Genomic DNA, 17,591 nt, shown 5'->3' on the forward strand with positions numbered 1-17,591 from the left:
AAGAACAATGTTTAACGGATTGATCATCCGCCGTCAAAGTAAAAATTTCTGCAAAAACATGTTAATGGAAAGTACATTGGTGAAAAAGGAAAAGTACGTAATTCATTTTCCTTCCCTATTTTCCCGCTTTTCATTGATTTAACTTCAAATGGAGATAGCGATCCGTTTAACGGATGATCAATCCGCATGCTATGGAAGTTGGGGAAAAGAGAATTGAGGATTTTTTCAAAAGCTGCATCTTGGAGAAAATGGTTTTAATATACGGAAATGGTTGTTTTTCATTAAAAAGCCGCATTGTTTTTCATTGACTTATGGTATCCGGTGGATAAGGTCCGTTTCAGGACTCCCCCGTTGTTCGCTTACGGAAAGATTGATATTTTCCCGTATTCACTGCCTAGATTTGCCCACCATGAGATTGCCTTCGTTCATCACTGCCGGAAGAACCGGAAAGCTAATGAAAAATAAACATCTGTGGGTGACGGAAGTACGCTGCTGCGGCCTGACGGTGCTTTCTTCAATCACGGATAGAAAGAAGCGTACCATCAGGTTGTTCGGCATTCCCTGCGCCCGGTTCAGGGTGGGGAAGGAAAATGAGCATGCACAGATGAGAAAGCTGGTGAAGTCCACCGTCCGGGCGGAGGAAGTTCCGGCGGCGTCCGGCGTGCTGAGGGTTGTGCAGCAGGCCATGGCATTTTTTTAAAGGAAGTGGGCAGTATTCTTGAAGAAAACGGTTACCAGTACTGGCTGGATTTCGGGACCCTTCTGGGGGCGGTCAGGCATAAGGGGTTTATTCCCTGGGATGATGATCTGGATATTTCCATGCTGCGAAGCGACTATGAACGACTGAGAGCGGGTGCTGCCGAGTTGTTTGGTTCCCGCGGCTTTTCCGTCAGCCTGGAGCCGTTTATCCAGATTGGGCTGCCGGGCACCTTGTGCAATGTGGACATTTTCCCGTACGATGTTGCTCCCGGCTCCTGGTCTCCGGATGATCCGGAGGAGCGGGAATGGCTGCTGCGTAATTACAAGGCTTCTAAGCTGATTGATTATGAAGCTAACACGTCGCGCCGTTACCAAACGCTGTGTTCTTATGAGGATAAAATGAGGATCAGGGATGAGTTGGTGATGGAAGGGAAGGATCCTGTGGAGGATGGAAACGTCTGCCTGGGTTTTGAAATTCCCTTTGCCGGACCGTGCCGCCATTCCTTCCGTCATGAATGGATGTTTCCCCTGTCCAGCGTCCTGTTTGAAGGAAAGACTTTTCCCGGGCCCCGGGTGCCTGAAATGGTTTTATACGGGCAATATGGAGACTGGGGTGTCCTTCCTGATTCTCCGCCTGTGCATTTTGACCTGAACCGGATTTCCAAGGAAGTGCTGCTCAGGATGCTGTACATGCGGGATACCGGGCGTTTGCCGGAATGTGACTAGGGGCGCATGGGAGGAGGTGCGTGGTTCCGGCGTTCCGCCGCGCCGTATTCTCCGGAAAGGAGGTGTTCCTGACGCTGCGGACGCAGGCCATGCGTGGGGAGGGCCGGAAGAACGTCTTTCTCCTTGACCCTGCTGATTGGGGCGGAGTATCATCGGATAATGAGAAGACCCCCGATTCCCGGTTTGGTGATGGCGGACGGCTGGCTCCAGCCGTATTCCCGCCAGATACGCGACCGCCAGCGTTTGTTTGACCTGAAAATGAAAAGGATCAGCCAGCGTTCCGGTTCTCTGGAGGGGTATGCGCAGGGGTACCGCTATTACGGCTTTAACCGTGATCCGGAGACGGGGGCGTGGACGTACCGGGAATGGGCGCCCGCCGCCCGCGGACTGTTCCTGGCGGGGGATTTCAACGGCTGGGACCGGGAGAGCCACCCGCTGGTGCGGAATGAGCGCGGCGTGTGGGAGATAACGCTGCCGCCTGACGCGCTGGCCCACGGGCAGAAGGTGAAGGTGCACGTGATCGGCGCGGACGGCACGGGGAAGGACCGTATTCCCGCGTGGATCACCAGGGCCGTGCAGGACCCCGCCACTTATGATTTTGCAGGGGAGATATGGATGCCGGAGCACCCCTATGAATGGAGGAACAACGGCTTTGACCCTGCCCGGATAGAGGTGCCGTTCGTTTACGAGGCGCATGTGGGCATGGGCGGGGAAGAGCAGCGCGTGCATACGTACCGGGAGTTTGCGGATGAAGTTCTCCCCCGCATTTCCAAACTGGGCTACAATACCGTCCAGTTGATGGCCGTCCAGGAGCATCCCTATTATGGCTCCTTCGGCTATCACGTTTCCTCCTTTTTCGCTCCTTCCTCCCGTTTCGGCACGCCGGAGGATCTGAAGTACCTGATTGACCAGGCGCACGGCCTGAACATCGCCGTGCTGCTGGATGTGGTGCATTCCCATGCCGTGAAGAATGAGGCGGAAGGTCTGAATAATTTTGACGGTTCCGGCGGCATGTATTTCCTGCCCGGGGAGCGCGGCCATCATCCGGACTGGGATTCCTGCTGCTTTGACTATGGGCGGGACGAGGTGATTGAGTTCCTGCTGTCCAATGTCCGCTGGTGGCTGGAGGAGTTCCGCTTTGACGGGTTCCGTTTTGACGGCGTGACGTCCATGCTGTATTTCCACCGGGGCCACGAGCCGTTCGGGGATTTGGGCGCGTACTTCGGGCCGTCCGTGGACCTGGATGCCGTGGCTTATTTGCAGCTGGCCTCCACGCTGATCCAGCGGGTAAGACCGGGCGCCGTCGCGATTGCGGAGGACATGTCCGGCATGCCGGGGCTGTGCCGCCCGGTGGATGAAGGGGGCCTGGGCTTTTCCCATCGGCTGGCCATGGGCATTCCCGATTACTGGATCAAGCTGCTCAAGGAGAAGAAGGACGAGGAATGGAGCATGGGCGACATGTGGCATACGCTGACCAACAGGCGTTACGGCGAGCCGCACGTGGCTTACTGCGAGAGCCATGACCAAGCCCTGGTGGGGGACAAGACCCTGGCGTTCCGCCTGATGGATGCGGAGATGTACTGGAAGATGGCCGTGGACCAGCAGAGCCTTGTTGTTGACCGCGGCATGGCGCTGCACAAGATGATCCGCCTGGTGACGCTGGCTACCGGGGGGGAAGGCTGGCTGAATTTCATGGGCAACGAGTTCGGGCATCCGGAATGGATTGATTTTCCGCGTGAAGGCAACGGCTGGTCTTACGAGCACTGCCGCCGCCAGTGGTCCCTGGTGGATAATCCGTCCCTCAGGTTCAAGTTCCTGAATGCCTTTGACCAGGCCATGGTCCGCCTGGCCCTGGACGCACGGCTGCTGAACAATCCGCCGCCGTTCCCGCTGAATATTGACGAAAACAACCAGGTCATGGCGTTCCACCGCGGCGGCCTGCTGTTTGTGTTCAACTGGTCCGGAGACAGGGCGATCATGGATTACGTGCTGCCCGCTCCCCAGAAGGGGGAATGGAGGGTCGTGCTGGATACGGACGGCGCCCGCTTCGGCGGCTTTGGAAGGCAGGACGATTCCATGCCGCATTTTACGGATGAAGACGGGAATCTTTCCCTGTACCTGCTGCCGCGTACGGCCCTGGTCCTGAAAAGGGTGGGTTCCGCCGTCATGGTCCGGCACCTGGGGCAGGAGGAAGGATAGCCATTACCGCGAAAAACCGGCGTATCAAGGCCGGACGCGGAGAGGACCCAAAGGGGGCGCGCGGCACGTGCCGTGCGCGTCAGGGAAGGAATGGAGCCGTGCCCGGGGAGAGGCATGGCCGGGAGGCCGTTACCACTGTGCGGGCAGTTCCCTCAGGGGCGGCGCTCCGGAGTCCGCCTTTTTCAGGCGAATGGTCAGGGTGTCCGTCTTGAAGTCTTTTGACTTTTCGTTGTTGCGGCCCCACAGGATGGCCCCCTGCGTGGTCATCTCCGGATAAAAGGTTTTTTCCGTGGAAAGGAAGCCGGGCTTGTCCGCCGCCACGTGCACGGGCTTGTGCCTGTTCAGAGAGAGCGTGACGGGTGCCTGCCCCGCATAGTCTCCGTTCACGCGCAGGCTGGCCCCGGAAGGGACGCTGCGGATAGTGATGTCCCTGGAAGAGCTGCTGCATGAGAGGCACGCGCAGCAGGCTGCGGAGAGAAGGAAGAGATGCGGGAGAAGGCCGTGGGTCATCGTACCGGAAAAATTAATGGTGTTCCACCATGTTCATGGCGGCCTGCTTGATCTGGGCGGCCATGGAGTTGAGGGCGTTCGCCCTGGTGGGCGCCAGATGGTCCTTCAGGCCGGTCCTGTCCAGCTTGGACATGTCCGCTTTCAGGATTTCTTCCGGGGGAAGGCCGGAGAGCAGCCGGATGAAGACGGCAATGAGGCCCTTGGTGATGAGGGAGTCGCTGTCCGCGTAGAGCTTCAGCACTCCCTTGTCCGGCTCCGTGTACAGCCACACGCGGGACTGGCAGCCCTTGATGAGGGAGTCCTCCGTCTTGTGGGCTTCGTCCAGCTTTGGAAGCTTCTTGCCCAGGCTGATGATGTATTCGTAGCGTTCCGTCCAGTCCTGGAACAGGTCCAGTTCATCCAGCAGGTCTTGCAGGCGTTCTTCGTAGTTCATGGCTCGGATTTTTGGTGGGAAAGGCCGGTTATGCCCGGTTGGCGTCCGCCAGCGTGGCGAGAACGGCTTTCTGGGCGTGGACCCTGTTTTCCGCTTCACGGAAGATGACGGGGGCGAAGTGTTCCAGCACGTCTTCCGTGATTTCCTTGCCGCGGTAGGCGGGCAGGCAGTGGAAGGCGGAGTGGTTGGGGGCGGCGTGTTCCAGCAGCTCCCTGTTCACCTGGTAGGGGTAGAAGTGTTTTTCCTTGGACAGGCCTTCCGCTTCCTGGCCCATGGAGAGCCAGACGTCCGTGTTGATGACGGAGGCCCCCCTGACGGCTTCCACGGGGTCCGTGGTGAAGATGACGTTCTCGCAGTCCAGGTGCCTGCGGAAGTCCTCCAGCGGCAGGTAGTTGGTCGGGGCGCCGATGGCGAGGGTGAAGCCCAGCCTCTTGGCCGCCCACATCCAGGAGCGGGACATGTTGTTGTCCCCGTCCCCCACAAAGGCGATCTTCATGTCCTTCCAGGAGCCGGGGCCGTAGATTTCCTCAATGGTGAGCAGGTCCGCCAGGATCTGGCAGGGGTGTTCCTCGTCCGTCAGGGCATTGATGGTGGGAATGCCGGAGAAGCCGGCGAATTCCTCCACTTCCTGCTGGCCGTAAGTCCGGATGGCGGCCCCGTGGATCATGCGGCCCAGCACGCGGGCCGTGTCCTTGATGGGTTCTCCGCGCCCGAGCTGGATGTCATGGACGGAAAGGAACATGGGGCGTCCGCCCAGTTCGCTGATGCCCACTTCAAAGGAAACGCGGGTGCGGGTGGAGGATTTGGAGAAAATAAGCGCCCAGGTCTGGCCTTTCAGGGGCAGGCGTTCGTGATGGCCGCGTTCCGCCTTGAGCTTGTGGCCCAGCGCGAGCAGGTCCTTGATTTCGTCTCCGGTAAGCTGTTCGATGGAAAGAAGGTTTTTCATGATATTGTAAAGAGAATGGAGAAAGGGAATAAAAACAGGAAAGCCGCACCATACTCCCTGTTTCCTTAAAAGAAAAGGGAATAATGCGGCTTTCCGGGGAGGGGTGGAGATGCCTTTACAGCCTGGCCGCCGCCTGGTCCGGCCACGGCACGGGGGAGCCTTCCCGGGCTCCGGCGGGGTTGTCTTTCTTGTAGGTGGGCATCTGGGCCTTGCGGTCCTTGAGCAGGGCGGTCATGGTTTTTGCCATGGCTTTCACGCGGTCCGGATGCCGTTCCGCCAGGTTGTGCTCCTCGCTGATGTCTTCCTTGATGTTGAAGAGTTCAAACTTCTGGGTGGGGTGCCAGTAAATCAGCTTCCAGTCCCCCTGGCGCATGGCCGTGCTGGGGGAATAAAGCGAGTTGTTGCCGTTCCCCTCCCCCCAGACGTTGGGCGTATGGAAGAGCAGGGGGCGGTTGGGGTTCATTTTGCCGCCCTTCAGCAGGGTGACGAAGCTTTTGCCATCCACGACCTGCGGAGCCTGGATTTTTTTGGCTCCCGCCATTTCCAGAATGGTCGGGAAGAAGTCTTCAATGATGACGGGAGTGGTGCAGACGCTTTCCGGCTTGGTGACTCCGGGCCAGTAAACGATCATCGGCTCCCGGATGCCGCCTTCCCGGTTGGAGCCCTTGCCGAAGCTCAGCGGGTAGTTGGATTCCTTGTTGCCCATGCGCCCGCTGATGGCGAGGCCGCCGTTGTCCGCCATGAAGATGATGACGGTGTTTTTATCCAGATTGTTCTTTTCCAGGTACTGCCGGATGTCGCCCAGGCTCTTGTCCATCCCCTGGATCAGGGCGGAGTAGCGTTTTTCGTTGTCGGACCAGTTGTGGCCGTCGTTGGGGTTGGAGTAGTCTTCCGCAAACCGCTTGTCATAGCCGCGCATGTCGAAGGGGGCGTGGATGGCGTAATGGGACATGTACAGGTAGAAGGGCTTGTCCGCCTCCTTGGGGTTGTTCCTGATGGCGTCCAGGCGTTTCAGCACCTCCTGCGTCAGGGCCTCTGTCAGGAAGACGTCGTTTTCATAATAGTTGTTCTCATCCAGGCCGCGGACGTGGAAGTTCCCCGTGCCGTATTTCTGGGAGCCCCGGTAGTCCGCCGGGCCGCCGATTTCCGTGCCGGCGATGTTGTAGTCAAAGCCGAAGAGTTTGGGATTGGCCCCCGGGGTATTTTTGGAGCCAAAGTGGGCCTTCCCGCAGTGGATGGTGGTATAGCCCTGTTTTTTGAGCAGGGCGGGCAGCCCCAGCACCGGGGTAAAGGGCTTTTCCATCTTGTACTGGATTTTCTCTTCCGTCAGGGGGAGAAGGGTGGTGCCGGAAGATTTGGTGCCCAGTGGCTGCACGCCGTTGATGCTCCAGTCCGCAGGAGCTTTGAGCGCCTTGTGGCCGGCATCCGTGGTCTGGTCCCGCAGGAGCGTCCAGTTGGTGACGCGGTGCCGGGCGGAGTTCATGCCGGAGATGAGGCTGCACCGGCTGGGGGAACAGATGGGCTGCGCATAGGCGTTCGTGAAGACCATGCCCTGCTTGCCCAGGGCCTCCATGTTGGGCGTGCGGTAGCGCTTGTTCAGGAAGGTGGGCTTGGGCGTGCCGTCCGCTTCCCTCCAGAAGGGCAGGGATGTATCCTGCCAGCCCATGTCGTCCACCAGGAAAAGGATGATGTTGGGGCGTTTCTGGGCTGCCGCGCGGGGCGTGTTTGAGGGTGCTGCGGAAGCGGGCAGGGCGCTTCCCAGCAGGAACGGGATGAGAGAAAATGCAATGCTGAAAGTTTTCATGATAAAAAGACCAGTACTCATATAACGCATGAAACGGGCTATTCTGTCAAGGATTCGTGTTCCCGCGGCAGTTTGCCGGAGATAAGAGCCGTTTTTTCCGGTACGGCATGCGCCGGAAGGGAAGGCCTTATTCAAACAGGGCCGGATAGGATTTCCGTGCCAGAGCCGTGCTCAGGTCCACGATGGTCCTGCTGTTGGGCGCCTGAAGCGCCTTCTGCGCCATGTCCCGGCACTGGCCGTAGTCCAGGTTGCGGATGGCGTACCGGATGATGGGGACCAGATGCACGCCCACGGACATGGAGGTGGCGCCCAGCCCGATCAGCAGGGGAAGCAGGGTGATGTCCCCCGCCATTTCCCCGCAGATGGCCGTGGGGACGTTTTCCCGTTCTCCGGCAGTGATCGTCATGCCGATGATGCGCACCACGGCGGGGTGCGTGGGGCGGAACATGTTGGCGACGCGGTTGTTGACCCTGTCCACGGCGATGGTGTACTGCGTGAGGTCGTTCGTGCCTACGGAGAAGAAGTCCACCTCCCGGGCGAGCACGTCCGTCATGATGGCGGCGCTGGGCACTTCAATCATGATGCCCACCTTCAGGTCCCGCGCGTAGGGAACGTTTTTCTTTTCCAGTTCCTCCCGGCATTCCTGAAGGATGTGCTTGGCGGTGACCACCTCCGTATAGCCGGAGATCATCGGGAACATGATGCCGCAGCCGGGCGTGTCCGCGCAGGCGCGGAGAATGGCGCGGAGCTGCTGCTTGAAGAGCTCCGGACGGCTGAGGGAGACGCGGATGCCGCGCCAGCCCAGGAAGGGATTAGGTTCCGGCGTGCAGAGCCGTTCGCACGGCAGCTTGTCGCCGCCGGAGTCCAGCGTGCGGAAGATGACGCCGTGGGGCGCGCAGCCTTCCGCCAGCTTCTTGTAGTAGCGTGTCTGTTCCTCCTCGTCCGGCATGCCGGCTGGATTGCCCAGCAGGAAGAATTCCGTGCGGAAGAGTCCCACGCCTTCCGCCCCCACCTCCTTGATGCCGGAGTATTCATGGGGGAATTCCACGTTGACGGAAAGGCGGATGTTGCGGCCGTCCCTGGTGATGGTAGGCAGGTCCCGCAGCGCTTCCAGCGCCTTGTAGGCCTTTTCCTTTTCCACCTGGAGGCGGTTGTAGTACTCCACCGTCTCCTGCGTGGGCTTCAGGATGAGCACTCCCTTGTAGCCGTCCAGGATGGCGGGGGCGTGGCTTTCCACCCGCAGGAGGGCCTGGTCCAGCCCCACCACGGCGGGAATGCCCATGGAGCGGGCGAGGATGGCGGTGTGGGAAACGGAGGAGCCTATTTCCGTGGCAAAGCCGTGAATCAGGCTGGCGTCCATGGCCGCCGTGTCGGAAGGGGTCAGGTCATAGGCCACCAGCACCTGGGCTTCCTCCGCTTCTTCCTCGTCTTCCAGGGGTTCCGTGCTGCGGAGGTTGTTGATGACCCGCTGCATGACGTCCTCCATGTCCGCGGTCTTGGCGCGCAGGTAGGGATCGTCCACGCGGCGCAGGACTTCCATGTAGTTCTGCATGACCACATAAAAGATGTGCTCCACGTTCTGGAGGCGCTTGAGCAGCTCCGTCTGAACCTGCTGGAGGATGACCTTGTCCTGAAGAAGAAGGATGTGGGCGTCAAAGATGGAGGCGTCCTTTTCCCCGGATATCTGGATCATGCGCTCACGCAGCGTCCGGATCTGATCCGCGGTGGTTTGCAGCGCCTGGTGGAAGCGCACCAATTCGGCATCCACCTCCTCCGGGGAAATTTCATACGCCACGGGTTCCTTGGAACCGCTGATCTGAATTTTGATCTTGCCCAGGGCGATGCCGGGGGAAACGGGAATGCCCTGAAGCCAGGTTTCTTCCGTGGAAATGGGTTCCTGAATCATCTGCGGGCTTGATGGCCCGGTCTCATATGGCCGTGAGCCGGAGTGTTCAATCTTCTTCAAACTTGCGGGAAATCAGGTCTTCCAGCGCGTTCAACGCTTCCTGCTCATCCTTTCCTTCCGCCGTGATGGTGATCTTGGAGCCGTGGCCTACCGCCAGCATCATCAAGCCCAGAATACTCTTTCCATCAACTTCCTCGCCATCCTTCTCCACGACAATGTCTGCATCAAATTTACTGGCCAGTTTGACGAATTGAGCAGCCGGACGCGCGTGAATGCCGAGTTTGTTGATGATGGTGAGTTCCTTGGTAACCATGGAATTTGAAGTAAGGGGTGATAACGGTTGCTAGAACGGTAAGTACACTAATTGAAGTTTTTTTCCAAGAGTTTTTTGTCAGTCCTGGTTTTCAGGCGGCTGGAAGTTTGACATGAGGCGGCGGTTGAACTCCCCGGCCATGTCGATGCCCATGTCCTTGAGATGGTAGTCCATGGCGGCCACTTCCACCAGGCGGGCGATGTCCCTGCCGGGGGCTACGGAGAGCTGCACATGGAGCACTTTTTCCCCGAGAACGTCCAGGCCCTCCCTTTCCAGCCCCAGCCTGTCCAGCGCTTCCTGGTCCTTGGCGGGAATGAGGGTGACGATGAGGTCCAGCCGCTTGTTGTGGCGGATGGATTTGAGGCCGAAGAGGGTGGTGATGTTGACGATGCCCAGCCCGCGCACTTCCATGAAGCCGCGGCTCATCTCCGGCGCGCTGGCCACCAGTTCTCCGCCCACGTTGCGCACGTACACCATGTCGTCCGCCACCAGGGCCGCCCCGCGTTCAATCAGGCCCAGGGCCGTTTCACTCTTGCCCACGCCGCTCTTGCCGCGGATGAGGACGCCCACGCCGCGCACGTCCACCATGCAGCCGTGCAGGGTGAGGCTTTCCGCGAATTCGTTTTCCAGAATGATGGTGGCGGAGTTGACGAATTTCATGGTCACCAGGCTCGTGCGGAAGACGCAGACGCCGGCCTCATCCGCCAGCTCCACGATTTCCTGGGGCGGGTCCTGGTCACGGGAGAAGACGATGCCCGGCACCTCGCACCGGAACATGCGCTGGATGCGGGATTTGCGCATGCCCTCCGGCAGTTTTTGAAGGTAGGCCAGCTCCGCGGAGCCGAAGACCTGGATGCGCTTGTTGGCAAAGTAGGAGTAAAAGCCGGCGATCGCCAGCCCGGGGCGGTTGAGGGCGGGTTCGCAAATGTGGCGGCTGAGGCCGGCGGGGCTGTTGATGAGCTCCAGTTGGAGGGCTTCCTTGTATTTGCCGTAAAATTTGGACAGGGTGACGAAATCCACTTTCTTCACTTTGGATTTGCTGAACATAATCCTATATAAAGGAACAAATCTCGCGCGAGGGCAATCAAATATTGTTCCCAGACCCGCGGGCAAGCCTCATTTTTTTGAAAAAAGGCCCGTTCCGGCGCGGAATGCCACACTTTACCGGTTGATTTGAAGCCTCAGGCGTGGTCTGATGGTGCCATGAACAGACTGGATCAATTGGCAACCTTGTTGAGATTCCCCAGCATTTCCGCCCAGAAGGAGCACGCCCAGGACGTGAGCGACTGCGCGGACTGGCTGGTGGACAAGCTGTCCGGCATGGGGCTGGAAGCCGCGGCCCACAAGACGCGCCTCCATCCCATTGTGATGGCCCGCAGCCCGCGGGAGGAAGGCAAGCCAACCGTGCTGATTTACGGCCATTATGATGTGCAGCCCGTGGACCCGGTTGAGCTGTGGGAGTCCGACCCGTTTGAACCGGAAGTGCGGGACGGGAAGATTTACGCCCGCGGCGCCACGGATAACAAGGGGCAGTTGTTCGCCCATATTCTGGGCGTGGAGGAATTGCTCCGCCAGAACGGCGGCCACCTTCCGGTGAACGTGATCTTCCTGCTGGAAGGGGAGGAGGAAGTGGGCAGCGGAAGTCTTTCCCAATTCATCAAGGACCACAGGGACGAACTGGCCTGCGACGTGATTGTGGTTTCCGATACCGGGATGGCCGCTCCGGACACACCGACGTTTTCCTATGGCCTGCGCGGCCTGGCCGGGGCGGAAATTATCGTGAAGGGCCCTTCCGCGGACCTTCATTCCGGCGTGTTCGGCGGCGCGGTAGCCAACCCCATTGCGGCCCTGGCGGAAATAATCACTTCCTTCCATGACGAGGACGGCCGCGTGGCCGTGAGAGGTTTTTACGATGGCGTGGAACCCATCGCCACGTGGGAGCGCAGCATGTGGGCCACCGTGCCCGGCATGAGCAATGAAGAGCTGGCGAAGCTGACGGGCGTGGAAACCGTGGTGACGGAATCGGGCTTCACCGGGGCGGAATGCATTTTCGCCCGTCCTACGCTGGAAATCAACGGCATCGGAGGCGGCTACCAGGGAGAGGGAAGCAAGACGATCATTCCCAGCCATGCCTTTGCCAAGATTTCCTGCCGCCTGGTTCCCGGCCAGCAGCCGGAAAAGATTGAAACGCTGCTGGAAGAACATGTGAAGAGCCATGTCCCCAGGGGCGTCACGGTGGAATTCAAGCGGGGCCACGGCGGAAACGCCTACGTGTGCGACCCGAATTCCGAGTTCGGCCTGGCTGCCCAGCAGGCGCTGGAAGAGGCCTTTGGCCGCAAGCCCGTGCTGGTGAGGGAGGGCGGCAGCATCCCGATCATTGAGGAAATGAAGCGCGTGCTGGGAGCGGACGCCCTGATGCTGGGCATGTGCCTGCCGGATGCGCGCATCCACTCCCCCAATGAAAACTTCCCGGTGGACCTGTTCTCCAAGGGAATAGACATGAGCCAGATTCTTCTGCGCCGCCTGGGGCAGATCAAGCATTGACCGCGTTCTTATGGACCAGCCTGCCGCCGCTGAAATCGTCAACCTGCACAAGACCTTCAAGACAGGTCTTGGCAAGCCCGTGGTGCATGCCGTGCGGGGGATAGACATGAGCATCCGGCAGGGAGAGGTATACGGCCTCATTGGCCCGAACGGCTCCGGCAAGTCCACCCTGATGAAGGCCCTGCTGGGGCTGGTGAGGCCCACGGAGGGGTCGTGCGCCATCTTCGGCAAATCCAGCCTGTCCCCGGACAGCAAGGAGGAGGTAGGCTTTCTGCCGGAAAACCCCTACTTCTACAAATTCCTGACAGGGGCGGAAACCGTCTCCTTTTACGGCAAGCTGTGCGGCCTGAGCGGCAAATCCCTGAAAGAGAAAGTCCGTGAACTGCTGGACCTGGTGGGGCTGGCCGACGCGGCGGACAGGCGGCTGGGCGGCTATTCCAAGGGAATGCTCCAGCGCGTCGGCATGGCGCAGGCTCTGGTTCAGTCTCCGCGCCTGCTGGTGCTGGACGAACCGACCGCCGGCGTAGACCCCCTCGGTTCCCGCGACATCCGGAACATTATTGAGAACCTGAAGGCGCGCGGCCTAACCGTTTTCCTGTGCTCCCACCTGCTGGAACAGGTTCAGGAGGTTTGCGACCGGGTGGGCGTCATCTTTAAAGGGCTGCTCATTGCGGAGGGTTCCATGAACGAGCTGACACGGGATTCCGACAAGCAGGAAATCCTGCTGGAGCATGCCTCCCCGGAGCTGCTGGAACAGTTGCAGGAGCTGGTGAGGGAAGACGGCCGCGCCGCATGGCTGGAAGCCGGACACCCGCGCAACTCATTGGAAAGCGTATTTTTAAAGAGCCTGTTGGAATGGAAGGAAAAGCACCCCAATCCGGAACCGTGAGCGGTCCGGCGGCTTCCAAGAGGGAAGTGCGCCGCATGATACGTGAAAGGATAGGCGGATTGGACGCCGCCGCCCGGGAAGCCATGTCCCGTTCCATCTGCCGCCATGTGGCGGCGCTGGTACGGGAAAAGAATTTCCGGCGCGTGGCTGTTTTTGCCGCCAGGCCGGGGGAAGTGGATTTGCTGCCCCTGCTGGACATGCTGCCGGACCGGGAATGGTACTTCCCGCTGGTGCATGAGGGAAGGACGCTGAGCTTCCACCGCGTATGCCACCACGGGGAGTTTGTGACGGGCTGCTGGGACATTCGCGAACCCGGCCCGGGTTGCCCGGAACTGCATGCGGGAGAAATGGATTTGATTGTTCTGCCGGGAGCCGCGTTTACGCGGGACGGCAAGCGGCTGGGGTACGGCGGCGGATTTTATGATACCCTGCTGGCCGGTCCGGCTGCGGGAGTTTCCCTGGCGGGAGTCTGCTTCCCCTGCCAGCTTCTGGACGACCTGCCCATGGAAGCCCATGACAGGCATGTGGACATGGTGATTACGCCGGACGCGGAGTGATGCTTGATGGAAAGCGGGTGCGTTTCTGCGGCAGGGAACAGGAAGCCGCGTCTCCGGACGAAAAGGAAAGGGGCTAGATGCGGAACCGGTGTTTCTGCACGGTCAGTTTATAGAACAGGTCGTAGCGGGCATTCAGCAGGGGCTGGAGATGTTCCACGCCGCCGGCCACCTGGCCGCGGATGTCCGCGTACAGTTTGCGGTAATCGGAAAGGCCGCTGACCATGGCTTCATACAGGGGCGTCCGCAGGCCGCATTCCACGGCAATGTGCATTTCCGCCGCCGCGGCTACAATCTGGCGCGACAGCCGGAACTGCATCCAGGCCAGCCCCAGGTTGCCGCCCACCCAGACGGCCAGGGCCGCGGCTACGCAGGCAAACCCCGCCGCATGTTCTCCGAAGCACCCCAGCAGGGCTCCCAGAATCACCAGGATGAGCATCAGCTTGATTTCCGTTCTCATCACGTCCTCCTGGTCCAGAAACAGCTTGCTGAGGCACGGCTTGATGCCGAAATCCTTCAGGGGCATGTAAATGGAACGGCCCAGGCGCTCCTTGTACACCTCCAGGTCCGCCTGGAGCCGCGCGGCGGGAAAATCGCCTATGTCGCAGTCCCACTGTTCCTTCACGCGGGGGCGCACATGGTTCCAGTGCGTCTGGCAGATGTTCAGGAATTCCTTGTTGTAATACGCGTGCCGTTCCTCAATGCCGGACTTGACCAGCTCATAAAACCATTCGTCAATGACGGGAGGAAGCTTGTGCAGGATCATCGTGCGCCGGATGGAAAGGAAGCGCCCCATCTGCCGGGCCGATTTTTTCCCCAGCCGCGGCACGCAGTCCTGCACGTACTGGGCGTATGCCTTGAGCCGTGCGGGCATTTCATCCTCCATCTGGAGCTGGATGCGGTCTATCTCCCGGTCAATGGAAGTCAGGAAGCCGGAATCCATCTTGGAAAGGCGGTGCAGTTCATTGAGCACCTTTCCCTGTTCTTCCAGCAGGCGGTCCGTAGCCAGCAGCAGGCGTTCCACGCGCTTGTCCGTCAGCGGGCTGCGTTTCAGCACCTCCTGCACGCATGTTCTCAGCGCTTCCACGCCTTCCCCAGCCTGCTCCCCGGCGGTCGTGACGGGGTACAGGGGAAGCTGCACGCCCAGGCGTTCGCGGGAGGTGGAGCGCAATTCCTCTTTCAGGGACTGGAGCTGGTCAAAGGATAGCAGCTCCGCGTGGGTGATGACGAGCACCATGCGGGAATGGAGCCGTTCCTCCAGCGTCCGGAGGTAGTCCCATAAAGGGAGCTGGTTGCCGTCCCTGGCGGAAATGACCACAAGAATGGCGTCCGATTTGGGGACGATGTGCTTCAGCTTCCGGGGGGCGTCCTCTTGTTCCAGGCCGATGGTGTCCCAGAACTCAAGGTTCAGCAGGGCGTCCGACGGGTAAAAAAGGTCCAGCACCCATTCATGGGTGTGGGGCGCGGGGTGGGGCCTGTACTGCCAGCGGACCAGTGTGGCTTCACTGGAAACGCGGGAACAGAACCGTTCTCCGGCCAGGGCATCCAGCGTGGAAGACTTGCCGGAACCCGTCATGCCGATCACGGTGACGTTCTGCGGAGAGCAGCATTCCGCCAGGGCTTCCTCCACGTTTTCCTGGGAGTCAAAATGACGGTCCGGACCAATGCGGGCGGAAAATGCCGCGGCGGCATCCGCTACGTCCCGCACCGCATGCGGAATCACGTTTTTTCCTCCTGTCAGCATGGGGTGTTGAAATCAAGGCTCCGTCCGGGCCGTTCCGTTATTCCGGAACAAACGTACACGCCGCTTTTCCTTCTGTCCAACTAAAATCACGGGGCCGGAGCATAGGAGCGGCCGCCGAAAATGGCGGTGCCTACGCGGACGAGGGTGGCGCCCTCCTCCACAGCCGTTTCAAAGTCATGGCTCATGCCCATGGAAAGCTCCCTCAGCGGGGCTCCCCCCTTGCCGGACAGGGTTTCCTTCAGCTCCCGGAGGCGGCGGAAATAAGGGCGCGCTTCGTCCGGATTTTCCACCGGGGGAGGGATGCACATGAGGCCGGCTATTTCAAGGTGGTCCAGCGCGGCCAGCTCCGGCCATTCCCGTTCCAGAGTCTCCGGGGAAAAGCCGAATTTGCTGTCTTCATCCCCTACGTTCACTTCCAGCAGGATGCGGGGGCGTTTGCCCGTCTCCTGCGCTACGGCGTCCATGAACTGCGCCAGGCGCAGGGAGTCCACAGCGTGGATCAGCGTGAAATGTTCCAGGGCCTTGCGCACCTTGTTGCGCTGCAGGGGGCCGATGAGGTGCCATTCCGTATCCGGAGGAAGAGCGGGGATTTTTCCCAGGGCCTCCTGAACCCTGTTTTCTCCGAAAATGCGCTGGCCCGCATCGTAGCACGCCTTCACGTCATCCGCAGGAAAGGTTTTGCTGACGGCGACGAGGCGGGCGGACCCAGCCGGACGCCCGGCACGGAGTTCCGCGGAGCGGATGCGGGAGAGAATGTGTTCCAGATTCTGTTGGATGCTCATGATGGATGGTTCAATTCAGGGAAGGCTGTGCGGGCGCGTGGCTCATGATGTGGTGCAGGGGGGAGAGGCGCCGCATGGCCATGGCCCATACCTTGGAGGAGTCCGGCTCCAGGCAGATGTCCGGCACGGTGGGGGAGACGTACCAGGCGCGGTCGTTCAGCTCCCGGCGCAACTGGGAGGGCGTCCAGGCGCTGTGGCCCACGTAGGCGCGCAGGATGGCGTGGGGATCCTCAATGTATTCCAGGGCCTGTTCCTCCTGTAGATGGAACTGGACGCGCAATTTGTCCTCCGTACGGACGAAGGCGGCGAAAATGAGCTGGTTGCGCTCCACGGGGCCTCCCTTGAAGATGGGAACGGGGTAAAGGGATTCCGGAATGTCCGTATGGCGCGCCACTTCTCCCACGTTCATGCCGGCCGGATGGTTCAGGATGTGGCCTATGACGAATTCCTCCTCCACCCGGCTCAGAAAAATCACGGAGTGGTAAAAGCCGCCGCCGTCCAGATAGGGGGCGGAAACCAGAAGGTGGCCCGCCAGGTTTTCATTGCTGATATCTTCATGTTCCATCATGGCCATAAGTCTACGTTAACAAATGTGACGGACGCAGGCAACCATGCGTTCAAACAGCCATGTCAGGAGGCGGAGGAACGGGAATGCCGGAAGAATGGCGGGGAAGGTCGGTTCAGCCGAGGGTGTAACGGGTCCCCCTGGCGGAACGGGCGGCGGCTTTGGAGCTCTTCACTGTCTTGCGGACTGCCGTCCGCTTGTGGGGAGAGGCTTTCTTCCCGGCGGCCGCGGTCTGCTTGCGGGAAAGGGCTACGGCGGGAGGACGGGATGCCCGGCGGCGGTGGGAAATGATGGAAGCCGTGTTGGCATTCTCCATGAGAGACGGTGCGGAAGCCATGACCAGCAGGGAGGAATCCTGCGTTTTTTCCGCCTGGGCCAGAGCTTTCAGGGAAGCGTCTATGGAGCAGCGTTCGATCACGACGGGATCCCCGGTCCGGAGCAGGTTGAAGGCTTCGTACACGTCATTGCTTTTCATTCGCACGCAGCCGTAGGAAGCGGGCGTGCCGATGGTGCGTTCTTCCGCCGTTCCGTGGATGTAAATCAGGCGGGAGTGGGCATTCCGGTTGCGGCCTTCCAGCCCTTCCAGCCACATGATGCGGGTGACGATGGGGTCGCGGCCCGGAGAATTGGGGGCCACGCATTCCCCGGTGGGCTTGCGGCTTTTAAACACCATGCCCTTGGGCTGTCCGGTGCCGATCTTGGAGGCGATGCGGTGGGCGCCCAGCGGAGTGCGGCAGCTCCCCTTCCTGTCGCCCAGACCGAATTTGGAAGTGCTGATGGGGTAGGTTTTTACGACGTGTCCGTTGCGCATGACGGCCATTTTCTGGTCCCTGACGCTAACGACGGCGCCATCCTTGACGATGGCGGTGGGCTGGTAGTCCGGACGGGAGCAGGATACCAAGGCGCCGAACACCGCGAAGGCGGCGCCGGCGAGTTGAATCAGGCGTACTGCTTGCGAGAGAGGCGCAGGCATGGGA

17 protein-coding genes are annotated in these 17,591 nt (G+C 60.2%); 6 read left to right on the forward strand and 11 right to left on the reverse strand.

The annotated features are described in order from the left end of the window. The first annotated feature begins 454 nt into the window (after positions 1-454). The 3 genes from J5W70_RS09965 to J5W70_RS09975 all read left to right on the forward strand — a co-directional run bounded on the left by J5W70_RS09965 (position 455) and on the right by J5W70_RS09975 (position 3,624). Positions 455-700 carry a hypothetical protein gene (locus tag J5W70_RS09965; RefSeq protein WP_022398076.1) on the forward strand — a complete coding sequence of 82 codons (246 nt, stop codon included), beginning with the start codon at positions 455-457 and terminating at the stop codon, positions 698-700. A 5-nt stretch (positions 701-705) separates the two neighbouring features. Next, positions 706-1,425, forward strand: coding sequence for a LicD family protein (locus J5W70_RS09970; protein ID WP_022398075.1), 720 nt, complete (start codon positions 706-708; stop codon positions 1,423-1,425). A gap of 159 nt (positions 1,426-1,584) precedes the next feature. Continuing rightward, positions 1,585-3,624 (forward strand): alpha amylase C-terminal domain-containing protein, encoded by a 2,040-nt coding sequence (locus tag J5W70_RS09975; RefSeq protein WP_215832790.1) that lies wholly within the window; start codon positions 1,585-1,587, stop codon positions 3,622-3,624. Positions 3,625-3,753: 129 nt separating this feature from the next. On the opposite strand, the gene J5W70_RS09980 is transcribed toward J5W70_RS09975, so the two are convergent. From J5W70_RS09980 to hprK, 7 genes are all read right to left on the reverse strand, one after another. Then, positions 3,754-4,134 carry a PEGA domain-containing protein gene (locus tag J5W70_RS09980; RefSeq protein WP_022398073.1) on the reverse strand — a complete coding sequence of 127 codons (381 nt, stop codon included), beginning with the start codon at positions 4,132-4,134 and terminating at the stop codon, positions 3,754-3,756. 13 nt (positions 4,135-4,147) lie between these two features. Continuing rightward, positions 4,148-4,567, reverse strand: coding sequence for a SufE family protein (locus J5W70_RS09985; RefSeq protein WP_022398072.1), 420 nt, complete (start codon positions 4,565-4,567; stop codon positions 4,148-4,150). 28 nt (positions 4,568-4,595) lie between these two features. Next, a complete protein-coding gene (gene argF, locus J5W70_RS09990; protein WP_022398071.1) occupies positions 4,596-5,513 on the reverse strand; it encodes an ornithine carbamoyltransferase in 918 nt (305 codons plus the stop codon). Positions 5,514-5,628: 115 nt separating this feature from the next. Beyond that, a complete protein-coding gene (locus J5W70_RS09995; RefSeq protein ID WP_022398070.1) occupies positions 5,629-7,317 on the reverse strand; it encodes a sulfatase in 1,689 nt (562 codons plus the stop codon). A 127-nt stretch (positions 7,318-7,444) separates the two neighbouring features. Continuing rightward, on the reverse strand, positions 7,445-9,223 hold the full coding sequence (gene ptsP / locus J5W70_RS10000; RefSeq protein ID WP_022398069.1) for a phosphoenolpyruvate--protein phosphotransferase: 1,779 nt from the start codon (positions 9,221-9,223) through the stop codon (positions 7,445-7,447). 46 nt (positions 9,224-9,269) lie between these two features. Continuing rightward, entirely contained in the window at positions 9,270-9,536 is a 267-nt protein-coding gene (locus tag J5W70_RS10005; RefSeq protein ID WP_022197994.1) for an HPr family phosphocarrier protein, read from the reverse strand. 78 nt (positions 9,537-9,614) lie between these two features. Continuing rightward, a complete protein-coding gene (gene hprK, locus J5W70_RS10010) occupies positions 9,615-10,583 on the reverse strand; it encodes an HPr(Ser) kinase/phosphatase (protein ID WP_022398068.1) in 969 nt (322 codons plus the stop codon). A 156-nt stretch (positions 10,584-10,739) separates the two neighbouring features. On the opposite strand from hprK, the gene J5W70_RS10015 reads away from it, so the two are divergent. The 3 genes from J5W70_RS10015 to J5W70_RS10025 are packed head-to-tail and all read left to right on the forward strand — an operon-like array spanning position 10,740 to position 13,526. Beyond that, complete coding sequence (locus tag J5W70_RS10015) at positions 10,740-12,080, forward strand: dipeptidase (RefSeq protein WP_022398067.1); 1,341 nt, start codon at positions 10,740-10,742, stop codon at positions 12,078-12,080. Between the two features lie 10 nt (positions 12,081-12,090). Then, entirely contained in the window at positions 12,091-12,969 is an 879-nt protein-coding gene (locus tag J5W70_RS10020; protein ID WP_022398066.1) for an ABC transporter ATP-binding protein, read from the forward strand. Beyond that, complete coding sequence (locus J5W70_RS10025) at positions 12,966-13,526, forward strand: 5-formyltetrahydrofolate cyclo-ligase (RefSeq protein WP_180975182.1); 561 nt, start codon at positions 12,966-12,968, stop codon at positions 13,524-13,526. The genes J5W70_RS10020 and J5W70_RS10025 overlap by 4 nt, the downstream gene beginning before the upstream one ends. Before the next feature lie 73 nt (positions 13,527-13,599). Here the strand turns inward: J5W70_RS10025 and J5W70_RS10030 are convergent, their stop codons facing one another. From J5W70_RS10030 to J5W70_RS10045, 4 genes are all read right to left on the reverse strand, one after another. After that, entirely contained in the window at positions 13,600-15,267 is a 1,668-nt protein-coding gene (locus J5W70_RS10030) for a GTPase family protein (protein ID WP_022398064.1), read from the reverse strand. Between the two features lie 86 nt (positions 15,268-15,353). Beyond that, positions 15,354-16,049, reverse strand: coding sequence for a YggS family pyridoxal phosphate-dependent enzyme (locus J5W70_RS10035; protein ID WP_022398063.1), 696 nt, complete (start codon positions 16,047-16,049; stop codon positions 15,354-15,356). 10 nt (positions 16,050-16,059) lie between these two features. Then, positions 16,060-16,617 (reverse strand): YqgE/AlgH family protein, encoded by a 558-nt coding sequence (locus J5W70_RS10040; RefSeq protein ID WP_180971053.1) that lies wholly within the window; start codon positions 16,615-16,617, stop codon positions 16,060-16,062. 112 nt (positions 16,618-16,729) lie between these two features. Continuing rightward, positions 16,730-17,587 (reverse strand): L,D-transpeptidase, encoded by an 858-nt coding sequence (locus J5W70_RS10045; RefSeq protein ID WP_022398061.1) that lies wholly within the window; start codon positions 17,585-17,587, stop codon positions 16,730-16,732. Positions 17,588-17,591: the final 4 nt, after the last annotated feature.

It is taken from the genome of Akkermansia massiliensis (assembly GCF_018847375.1).
GTDB classification, from domain to species: Bacteria; Verrucomicrobiota; Verrucomicrobiia; order Verrucomicrobiales; family Akkermansiaceae; genus Akkermansia; species Akkermansia massiliensis.

What these genes read in the sequence shown, in the direction of transcription:
- J5W70_RS09965 (WP_022398076.1), top strand. Translation starts at nt 455, where the DNA reads ATGAAAAATAAACATCTGTGGGTGACGGAAGTACGCTGCTGCGGCCTG.
- J5W70_RS09975 (WP_215832790.1), top strand. Translation starts at nt 1,585, where the DNA reads ATGAGAAGACCCCCGATTCCCGGTTTGGTGATGGCGGACGGCTGGCTC.
- J5W70_RS09980 (WP_022398073.1), bottom strand. Translation starts at nt 4,134, where the DNA reads ATGACCCACGGCCTTCTCCCGCATCTCTTCCTTCTCTCCGCAGCCTGC.
- J5W70_RS09985 (WP_022398072.1), bottom strand. Translation starts at nt 4,567, where the DNA reads ATGAACTACGAAGAACGCCTGCAAGACCTGCTGGATGAACTGGACCTG.
- argF (WP_022398071.1), bottom strand. Translation starts at nt 5,513, where the DNA reads ATGAAAAACCTTCTTTCCATCGAACAGCTTACCGGAGACGAAATCAAG.
- J5W70_RS09995 (WP_022398070.1), bottom strand. Translation starts at nt 7,317, where the DNA reads ATGAAAACTTTCAGCATTGCATTTTCTCTCATCCCGTTCCTGCTGGGA.
- ptsP (WP_022398069.1), bottom strand. Translation starts at nt 9,223, where the DNA reads ATGATTCAGGAACCCATTTCCACGGAAGAAACCTGGCTTCAGGGCATT.
- J5W70_RS10005 (WP_022197994.1), bottom strand. Translation starts at nt 9,536, where the DNA reads ATGGTTACCAAGGAACTCACCATCATCAACAAACTCGGCATTCACGCG.
- hprK (WP_022398068.1), bottom strand. Translation starts at nt 10,583, where the DNA reads ATGTTCAGCAAATCCAAAGTGAAGAAAGTGGATTTCGTCACCCTGTCC.
- J5W70_RS10015 (WP_022398067.1), top strand. Translation starts at nt 10,740, where the DNA reads ATGAACAGACTGGATCAATTGGCAACCTTGTTGAGATTCCCCAGCATT.
- J5W70_RS10020 (WP_022398066.1), top strand. Translation starts at nt 12,091, where the DNA reads ATGGACCAGCCTGCCGCCGCTGAAATCGTCAACCTGCACAAGACCTTC.
- J5W70_RS10030 (WP_022398064.1), bottom strand. Translation starts at nt 15,267, where the DNA reads ATGCTGACAGGAGGAAAAAACGTGATTCCGCATGCGGTGCGGGACGTA.
- J5W70_RS10035 (WP_022398063.1), bottom strand. Translation starts at nt 16,049, where the DNA reads ATGAGCATCCAACAGAATCTGGAACACATTCTCTCCCGCATCCGCTCC.
- J5W70_RS10040 (WP_180971053.1), bottom strand. Translation starts at nt 16,617, where the DNA reads ATGATGGAACATGAAGATATCAGCAATGAAAACCTGGCGGGCCACCTT.
- J5W70_RS10045 (WP_022398061.1), bottom strand. Translation starts at nt 17,587, where the DNA reads ATGCCTGCGCCTCTCTCGCAAGCAGTACGCCTGATTCAACTCGCCGGC.